Source organism: Endozoicomonas sp. SESOKO2 (assembly GCF_024606245.1).
Classification (GTDB): Bacteria; Pseudomonadota; Gammaproteobacteria; order Pseudomonadales; family Endozoicomonadaceae; genus Endozoicomonas_A.
Window position 1 is genome coordinate 1 of the sequence record NZ_JAHHPQ010000173.1, and the last position, 1,080, is coordinate 1,080.

Consider the following 1,080-nt stretch of genomic DNA (forward strand, 5'->3'; position numbering starts at 1 on the left):
TTGCCATACTGGTGAGAACTGGCCGACAGGGCCTGATGATCAGGGAAGCCCTGGCAAAACAGGGAATTCCCAGTGTTTATCTGAGCAGCAGTGATTCCGTATTTGCTTCGAACGAGGCGGTTGATGTGCTAAGAATTCTTACCGCCTGCCTCAACCCGGGCCACGATAGAACCTTGAGATCGGCTCTGGCCACGCCACTGTTGGATCTGACAGCTGAGACTCTGGATGCACTGAACGACGATGAGCTTGCCTGGGAACGCGCCGTTGAAGAGTTTTCAGATTACCATCAGATCTGGATGAAACAGGGCGTTCTGCCAATGCTCAGAGTACTGGTGCAAAAGCGTAAACTGGCAGAGCAACTGTTAGCAAAAGATAATGGCGAGAGGCGTCTGACAAACCTGTTGCATGTGGGTGAACTGCTGGCTGCAGCCAGTCTTGAGCTGGAGAGTCCCCACGCTCTGCAGCGATGGCTGTCTGAACACATCAGCAAACCGGATACCAATGCCGATGAGCAGCAACTGCACCTTGAGAGCGAACGCAACCGGGTACAGATTGTCACCATCCATAAATCCAAGGGCCTGGAATACCCTGTCGTGTTTTTGCCCTATATCTGCAGTTTTAGAGAAGCGGAAGAACCGGTTTATCATGACAGCCAGCACACCACGTTGGACCTGTCTGGTGATGATCAGGCTCTGATCAAAGCCGACAAAGAAAGACTGGCTGAAGACATTCGACTACTTTACGTAGCACTGACTCGTTCAATCTATCGTTGCTATATGGGCATGGCTCCCGTCAAAAGTGGTTCTGGACGAAAAGGTGACCTGACTGATCTGCACAGAACGGCCATTGGCTGGTTGCTGAACGGCCCTGAGGTACTTGATTATGCGACGCTTGAGCAACAATTGAAACATCTGGCGCAAAGGCACCCTGCCATTAATTTCCAGCCCGTTGAAGAGCTTCAACTCCCAGTCTACCGGAGCGAATCTGAAGAAAGCCTTCATCTTGTCGCGGCAGAGTTCCGGGGTGAGATCCAGAAAGACTGGTGGGTAACCAGCTACTCTGCATTGTCCAGAACCTCAC

At 51.8% G+C, this 1,080-nt stretch carries 1 protein-coding gene; it reads left to right on the forward strand.

Annotated elements, in window-relative coordinates; all coding sequences use genetic code 11:
- Positions 1 to 1,080, forward strand: a 1,080-nt coding sequence (locus KDK17_RS04265) for a 3'-5' exonuclease (protein WP_306671224.1), incomplete at both ends; no start/stop codon positions are given.